General features: G+C 42.0%; 6 protein-coding genes. 5 read left to right on the forward strand and 1 reads right to left on the reverse strand.

Features of this window, described 5'->3' with window-relative positions; all coding sequences use genetic code 11:
* Positions 1-442: 442 nt before the first annotated feature.
* On the forward strand, positions 443-604 hold the full coding sequence (locus Q8907_10165) for a hypothetical protein (protein MDP4274630.1): 162 nt from the start codon (positions 443-445) through the stop codon (positions 602-604).
* A gap of 32 nt (positions 605-636) precedes the next feature.
* Here Q8907_10165 and Q8907_10170 read toward each other — a convergent pair whose 3' ends face one another.
* Positions 637-1,500, reverse strand: coding sequence for a M48 family metallopeptidase (locus tag Q8907_10170; protein ID MDP4274631.1), 864 nt, complete (start codon positions 1,498-1,500; stop codon positions 637-639).
* Positions 1,501-1,804: 304 nt separating this feature from the next.
* Between Q8907_10170 and Q8907_10175 the strand changes: the two genes are divergently transcribed.
* From Q8907_10175 to dnaJ, 4 genes are all read left to right on the forward strand, one after another.
* Positions 1,805-2,989 (forward strand): FISUMP domain-containing protein, encoded by a 1,185-nt coding sequence (locus Q8907_10175; GenBank protein MDP4274632.1) that lies wholly within the window; start codon positions 1,805-1,807, stop codon positions 2,987-2,989.
* Positions 2,990-3,274: 285 nt separating this feature from the next.
* Complete coding sequence (locus tag Q8907_10180; GenBank protein MDP4274633.1) at positions 3,275-5,707, forward strand: discoidin domain-containing protein; 2,433 nt, start codon at positions 3,275-3,277, stop codon at positions 5,705-5,707.
* Between the two features lie 120 nt (positions 5,708-5,827).
* Positions 5,828-6,496 (forward strand): nucleotide exchange factor GrpE, encoded by a 669-nt coding sequence (locus Q8907_10185; GenBank protein ID MDP4274634.1) that lies wholly within the window; start codon positions 5,828-5,830, stop codon positions 6,494-6,496.
* Between the two features lie 15 nt (positions 6,497-6,511).
* On the forward strand, positions 6,512-7,672 hold the full coding sequence (gene dnaJ, locus Q8907_10190; GenBank protein MDP4274635.1) for a molecular chaperone DnaJ: 1,161 nt from the start codon (positions 6,512-6,514) through the stop codon (positions 7,670-7,672).
* Positions 7,673-7,675 lie beyond the last annotated feature (3 nt).

Genomic DNA, 7,675 nt, shown 5'->3' on the forward strand with positions numbered 1-7,675 from the left:
ATTTATCATCATTTTTAATCCTTTCTATTTGCTTTTCATTATCTCTTTATCCTGAAATACAAAAAACTATTTCTTTGGGCTAAAGCCCAAAATTCTGTTTGTCCCATCAATCCGTTGGCTGAAGCCAACGGCAATGAAATCTGATCTCATAGATTTTCTTGTATTTATTCAATGCTATGCGCTTTAGCAGGATTAATATGAAATCTCACATTAAATAATATGTATTAATCATTGCCGTCAGCTTCAGCTGAGGGATCCTGAAGGAAATGTTGTATTTCTTGGGCTTAAGCCCAACATTCTATTAAAATAATACCAGAACATTCGGCTAAAGCCGCAAAACTTAATGCTTCACACAACCCGTTGGCTAAAGCCAACGGCAATAAAAATCAGGATATTTCTTGGGCTTTAGCCCAAATTCAGCATCTTAAAATTATGCCCATATTTGGCTAAAGCCGGAAAACTTTTTGCTGCACCAAATCCGTTGGCTGAAGCCAACGGCAATGATGAAGATGATGCTCTAACTTTTTTAATTGCCAAACACAAGATTTTGCAGGGGAACCCTTTTTTATTTAATCTGTCATTAGGATACGTAATTGCCCTGTAATCAAAATCTTCTCCTTTACTTTAGATATTATTTTATCTGGGCATGAACCGCGAATAATCTACCTCCTCTTTTTTCTCCAAAACCGGAGATGACAATTCGATTTTGATCGCAAAATCCTTTTCAGTTACATGGCTGGCCAGTCTTTTGGTCAAGTTGGGATGGGAAGATACTTTCTCGGCAAACCAGGTCCAAAATCCGTCTTCATGATAATCCTGGGAAATGAATTCCTTGATGTTTACTTTCTTGTATAAATTTTTTCCAGAGGCCAGCAGCAAGATCCCGCTCTTTGCACCTTCGGGGCACAAGGCATAGCCGATATTGTCGCAGGTATACTCGCATGCCCGCGAATAAGCAGCAGCCAAAAACGGTATCAAAGAAGAGGGAAACAGCAGCAATTTTTTGAGCAAATGATTGCGTTTAATATGCCCCAACTCATGACCGATAATAAATTCAAGTATGTTTTTATCCTGACTGTCGGATATCTCCACAATTTCAGAATAGAGAACAATATAATTGCTGCCCAGAAATCTTGAGGCAAATGCATTCATCACTCCTCCGGATTGCAGGAGATAAACACTGGGAACATAGTCCAACCCCAATAATTCGGACTGCCTGTTTACGATCTGATAAATCTCGGGAAACTGATCTTTTGTCAATTTCACGGCATTACCTTTTAAATGCCCGATGATTACACCAAATCGCATAAAAAGATACACAATAATTAAGGCAAGGTAAAAATACAGGACAAATACTGTTCCTGCCGCCGGCTCTTCTAAGTCCAACGATTCAACGACCAACCAGATTATTAAAGCATATAATCCGATACTTGTAATTAACCGGATAGAAAAGTAGAGATTCTCCTTGGGGTTTACCTGATAATCAATTTTTGAATTCATAGTTTTAGTATTTATATACATTTATATTCATAGCCAATTTAAAAAATAGCAAATGGAGAACTGGCGCGTTAAAAACGGCACATGACTCACTATTGCCCAGGAAAATAGATAAAAAGCGCCATCAAAACTGTAAGTTTTAAAAATATATTAATTTATTCAAAATAGCTAACAGAACATTAAAAAATCAATAAAATTCTAAAGTATCATTCTTTAAATTGTTTCCATTTTCAAAATCTCCCTCTTCATTTTTGTCTTTCCGCAAAAAATATCTTAGGTTTGATATAAAATATTCAGCTGAAACAAGATGAGATACTTTCTGAAAATATTATCCCCCTTTTTTTGTTTGTTGGCTTTTATTTTAAAATCATGCAAAGGGGTATGTTTTAGTATCTGCCTCCTGCTTACGCTGCCTGCATGCCAAAAGGATGAAGCGCTAACGGACTTGTCTATTCAGGGCGAAATAAAAAACACAACTTCTTTCGGTGGCCATGACGGCTCCATCCACCTTCTTGTTTCAGGGGGCTGTGCCCCTTATCTGATTCTGTGGGACAACGGGGATACCTCTTCAACAATAAAAAACATAACAGCAGGGTTGTACAGTGTTACCGTCAACGATTCGAGAAACGGAGCAAAAGCCAAAGCCCGTCAGGAATTTACGGTTTTACAGCCTGATACCTTTACCATCGGACTGGTGCCGTCAAGCCCCTCCAAGCCCTCTGGCACGGACGGAAGGGTAAAGCTTGAGCTGCATAAGGGAAATGTAGAGAATTCATATAATCCACAACCCTACACTTATAAATGGTCGAACGGCGCTACCACACAGAACCTGGATAATGTCAAAGCAGGCACCTACTCCGTATCCGTTACGGATACCAACCAGCATACCCGTACAGCAGGCATTACCGTCTTTGATCCTGTAGCCGATATCGATGGCAATGTGTACACTGTTACTCAAATCGGCAATCAAACCTGGATGGCTGAAAACTTGAAGGTATCGCATACTCCTGACGGACAACCCCTCACCCGATACTTCTACGATAACAACGCCGCCAACGGCGACAGCTTGGGCGCTTTGTACACCTGGCAAACAGCCATGAACGGGAGTACTGTTGAAATGGCCCAGGGAATATGTCCTGCAGGCTGGCATATCCCTTCCGATGACGAATGGAAAACCCTGGAAATTTTCCTGGGTATGTCGCAGGAAGATGCAGACAAAGGAGATGATTATGAAACAGTTTGCCGTGGCCTTGATGTGGATACAAAATTATTGCCCGGCAGCCCTGCCGGATTTAATGCCAGGTATGCCGGATTTTTTGACGGCCAACATTACAACAGTCTGAATAAAAATGCGTACTTTTGGACTTCAACTTCAGCAAAAAATACTCAGGGAAATGCATACATCCGCATGTTGGGGTCAGGTTACCGGACTATTTGCCGTGGGGCAAAAGAACAGGGATTTGCCTTTTCCGTCAGATGCATAAAAAATTAATCCTTCATGAAACACCCATGATTCCGGAAACACAAAAAACTAATAAATTTAATAACATGGGTGTTCCATACGACATCTTAAAATCAATTATTTAGGTATGAAACGAACATGTTTGCGAATAAAATACAAAGTACGAATGAAAATAGCAAACATGAAGTTACATACGTCCTTTAAAAATCAATTATTTACGTATGAAACGAACATGTTTGCGAATAAAATACAAAGTACGAATGAAAATAGCAAACATGAAGTTACATACGTCCTTTAAAAATCAATTATTTACGTATGAAACATTCACAAACCCCATCGTCTGCCTTCAGGTATTGGGCAATGCCTGTTCTTTGTGGAATTTTGTTTAATTTCCAGGGCTTAGGGCAAAAGAAATCGAAAGACGTCAACGAGCTCACCCCTTCCAGATCTTTTTATTGTTCCTGGCTGAACAACACCTGGGAAGGCCCCAATGAGCAACAAACCAAGGCCAACCTGAATTTTTTCAAATGGTTGCATGCCGAATACGGGCTGCACCTGGATATTTATTCCTTTGGCCCTGGCACTATCGACTATTCATCAAGTTTCTGGAACAAAGGCCTGCCCAAGGACAAGACAGAATCTTCCTACGGATCGTTTGAGACCTTTCAGTTCAAAACCAAATTTTCCAAAGGCTTTGATCCTCTTTATGCACAGGCACAAGAACAAAATACACGTTTCGGAATATGGCTTGGCCCGGACGGTTTTGGCGAAAGTAAAGATGATGCCCAGGCAAGAGGCAGGATACTTCTGAAGTTGTGCAAGGATTACCAGTTTGAGCTATTTGATTTTGATGCACGCTGTTCGGACTTGAGGCCGGAAAAGACCGCAGAATTTACGGAATTGATTTCCCAGTGCCGCAAGGCTGTTCCCGGCCTGATCGTCTTAAACCACGGCGTCACCTTTGATGAAAGTGCCAAAGGGGTGGTAACTTCCAATATGCCCGGAAACAGCGGAAGATATGTTGACATAAATATATGGAACAATCAGACTTCTGTGCATCACAGGTTGGGGAACCTGTCTGATACGCTTTCGCTCATGCAGCGGCTTTCGCTTAACGACGGAGTCTGCCTGTCTTCCTGCCTTGATTATTGGGATGATGAACTGGTTCTCCAGGCTTTTGGCCGTTCTCCTGTCCTTGCTCCCGCAATTTACGGCAATCCCTGGCTTCTCCGGGATGATGAATACGCCAAACTGGCCAGGATCTTCAACCTTCACGAAAAATACAACAACATTCTTATCCAGGGCATTCAGCTTCCTGAAGACCAATACGGCCCTGGTGCAGTATCCCGTGGGGATAAACGAACACGTTTCATTACTTTGCGCAATACCGGCTGGCAAACGGTTACATATACCGTCAAACTTGACAAATCCATAGGGCTCAATACAAAAAGAAATGTAGAAGTACGCCTGCTCCACCCTGCCGAAAAAATCATCGGGAAGTTCGATATCAGTTCTACCGTTAATATTGAAGTTCAGCCTTTCCGCGCCTGTCTGGTAATGGTTACCGACCAGCCCGACAAAGAGCTGGGTATAATCGGATGCAATTATCAAATCGTAAAAGACCTACCCGATCAACCCCTTGAAATAAAACTGCTGGGCATGCCCGGTACAGGGTCAACCATACAGTTGGCAAAAGACAACAGGAGGTTTTCAAAGGTGATGTATGGGGAACAGGACGTTAGCGAACTATTAAAAGACGGCAGCCTCAGTGTTGATTTTTCAGGAAACATTCTTCAGCTTCCTCCCCACAGGAAACTTGGAGTGGCAGAACCTGTCAGTGTACCGCAGGATGCCGAAACCCTGTATGAAACAACCTGTTTTGCATCTGACAATAATGCATTGGAGGTAAGATCGCTCAAAAGATCAGGCGACTCTCATATCGCAGAGGTTGAGGATGCCAGAAATGCATTCTTTGGCCAGCCCGCCTTTATTGAAAAAGGCGCCTGGGACAAATATCTTTTTGACGCTGACACCAGTACTTATTTCAAGGTCAACAAAATTTCAGGAAATAATAAAGGTATTTTCAGGCTAGACCTTGGGAAAATAACCAAAATGGATAAACTGGTTTTTATTAATACAGGAAAAGCTTATACACCCAAGAGTATCCAGATTTCTGCAGATTTAAGAAAATGGATTACTGTTAAAAACCTCAAGAAAGAAGGAAATAATCTGGTGATCAATATTCCGGTGACTTCTCCATTCCGTTATTTGCGGATGACCAACAGTCCGCTGAAAGTATCTGAAATAGAAGGCCTGTTAAAGAACAAAGGCATAGACTGCAGCAATTGGAAAGCCTCCAACCTGTTCAGCTCTTACAGTTCACATCCGGCAGTAAAAGCATGGTCTTATAAATTCAGCCTTAATGAAGTGGCTAAAAACAGCTATCTGGCTGTTGCCGTTAAAGGCCTTCACGGGGAAGATGGAGTATGGGCAGCCTTAAGGGTCGGAAATACCATCAAGGGTTGTACCGACCGCAGCATCTCATTCCCGACAAACTGCATTGAACTTGCAGTTCCTTCCACCGATAGCTCTTACACGTATTATGTGCCAGTCAATGAGGATATGATCAACAAAAAAATGGAAGTCGTTGTTTTGGGATTGAATAAAAATAACGCGCACATCCAGCCAGAAGTATGGATTACAACAAATAATCCCTTTGAAGAAAAAAAATTAGTAATATTTCCTTAGTACTTGCTATTTTTGCAGTGTGAAAAAATTATTTCTGCCATTTTGTCGCAAAATAGTTTATGGCAATATTTTTGCTTGCAAGGAATGGCAATAGTGTAAACTTAACTCAAAATGCGGAAAATGATTAAAAAAAATAAAACAAACAAAGAGCAAAAAAGTAAGGAATCAGGTAAAAAAGTGGAAGAACAGATTGACAATCAAACTATAAATATGTCCCAGGAAACAAAAAGTGCAACAGAAACAGTAACAGCTGAGGCAAAAGAAAAAGAACCCGTTAAAGAAACCAAAGAGGCGACAGAAGGGAAAAAGGCTGAAGCTCAGAAAGAAGAAGAAGCCGCCCCCAAAGCTCCAACTGCTGAAGAACTGCTGGCAGAGATGAAAGACAAATATATAAGGCTTTCTGCAGAATTTGACAACTATCGCAAGCGCACGCTGAGAGAAAAAATGGAATTGACCAAGACAGCGGGCGAAAGTATCTTGAAAAATCTGCTTCCCGTGGTTGACGACCTGGAAAGAGCCTTAAAGTCCATTGACCAGGCAGAGGATATTAATGCCCTAAAAGAAGGCGTTCAACTGATTTATAGCAAATTCAAGGAATTCTTGGAGAGGCAGGGCGTCAAAGAAATCAATACCGAGGATATTGAATTCAATACCGACATACACGAAGCCATTACCAAGATTCCTGCACCCGAAGAAAAAATGAAAGGGAAGATTCTGGATGTGGTTCAAAAAGGTTACTATCTGAATGATAAGGTGATTCGTTATTCCAAAGTAGTAATTGGTGAGTAAAATAAGGATTTAATAATGGCAAAGAGAGATTATTACGAAGTACTTGGAGTATCCAAAGACGCTACTAAGGATGAAATAAAGAAAGCATACAGAAAGCAGGCGTTAAAATATCATCCCGACCGTAATCAGGGCAACAAGGAAGCTGAAGAAAAATTCAAGGAAGCTGCCGAGGCTTATGAAGTTCTCAGTGACGACCAGAAAAAAGCCCGTTACGACCAGTATGGAGAAGCCGGTTTAAATGGCGGAGCAGGTGGATTCGGCGGTGGCGGAATGACCATGGAGGATATCTTTTCACATTTCGGAGATATTTTTGGAGAAAGTTTTGGCGGATTCGGTGGATTTGGCGGATTCGGTTCTTCCGGTCGCCGTTCCTCCAGGAGGATGAACAAAGGATCCAACCTCAGAGTGAAAGTCAAACTGAACCTTCACGATGTTGCCAATGGCGTTGAGAAAAGGATCAAGTTAAATAAGTATGTTTCCTGTAAAGCCTGCGACGGAACGGGTGCTGCACACGGTTCATCCTATAGCACTTGTCCTACCTGCCACGGAACTGGCCAGGTGGTTCATGTAACCAATACTTTTTTAGGCCAAATGCAAACAGCCTCTACCTGTCCGACTTGCGGCGGAGAAGGCCGTACAATCAGCGAAAAATGTACAGTTTGCTATGGCGAAGGGGTTGTCCAGGATCAGGAGGTAGTCAGCCTGAACATTCCTGCCGGGGTTGAAGATGGCATGCAGCTTAATGTTTCGGGCAAAGGGAATGCAGCCCGCAGAGGCGGCATCAATGGCGATTTGCTGGTCATCGTCGAAGAAGAAAAGGATCCTGAACTGATCAGGGAAGGCCAAAATCTGATTTACAACCTTTATCTAAGTTTCCCTGAAGCAGTATTGGGGACTACCAAGGAAATCCCCACTGTTGAGGGCAAGGTCAAGATTAAGATTGACGCAGGTACCCAGCCGGGCAAGATTTTACGGCTAAAGGGCAAAGGGCTTCCATCTATTAACAGCTATGGAAAAGGTGATTTGATGGTTAATATAAATGTATGGATTCCCAAGAACCTGACTAAGGACGAAAAGAAAATCATTGAGAAATTTACGGAATCCTCCAACTTTACCCCTAGCCCGGATAAATCGGAAAAAAATCTTTTCGAACGCATGCGCAGCTATTTTGAATAAAAT

The organism is Bacteroidota bacterium (genome assembly GCA_030706565.1).
Lineage (GTDB): Bacteria > Bacteroidota > Bacteroidia > Bacteroidales > JAUZOH01 > JAUZOH01.

Bases quoted from the DNA above. Each gene is read 5' to 3' on its own strand.
- Q8907_10170 (MDP4274631.1), bottom strand. From the start codon at position 1,500: ATGAATTCAAAAATTGATTATCAGGTAAACCCCAAGGAGAATCTCTAC.
- Q8907_10175 (MDP4274632.1), top strand. From the start codon at position 1,805: ATGAGATACTTTCTGAAAATATTATCCCCCTTTTTTTGTTTGTTGGCT.
- Q8907_10180 (MDP4274633.1), top strand. From the start codon at position 3,275: ATGAAACATTCACAAACCCCATCGTCTGCCTTCAGGTATTGGGCAATG.
- Q8907_10185 (MDP4274634.1), top strand. From the start codon at position 5,828: ATGATTAAAAAAAATAAAACAAACAAAGAGCAAAAAAGTAAGGAATCA.
- dnaJ (MDP4274635.1), top strand. From the start codon at position 6,512: ATGGCAAAGAGAGATTATTACGAAGTACTTGGAGTATCCAAAGACGCT.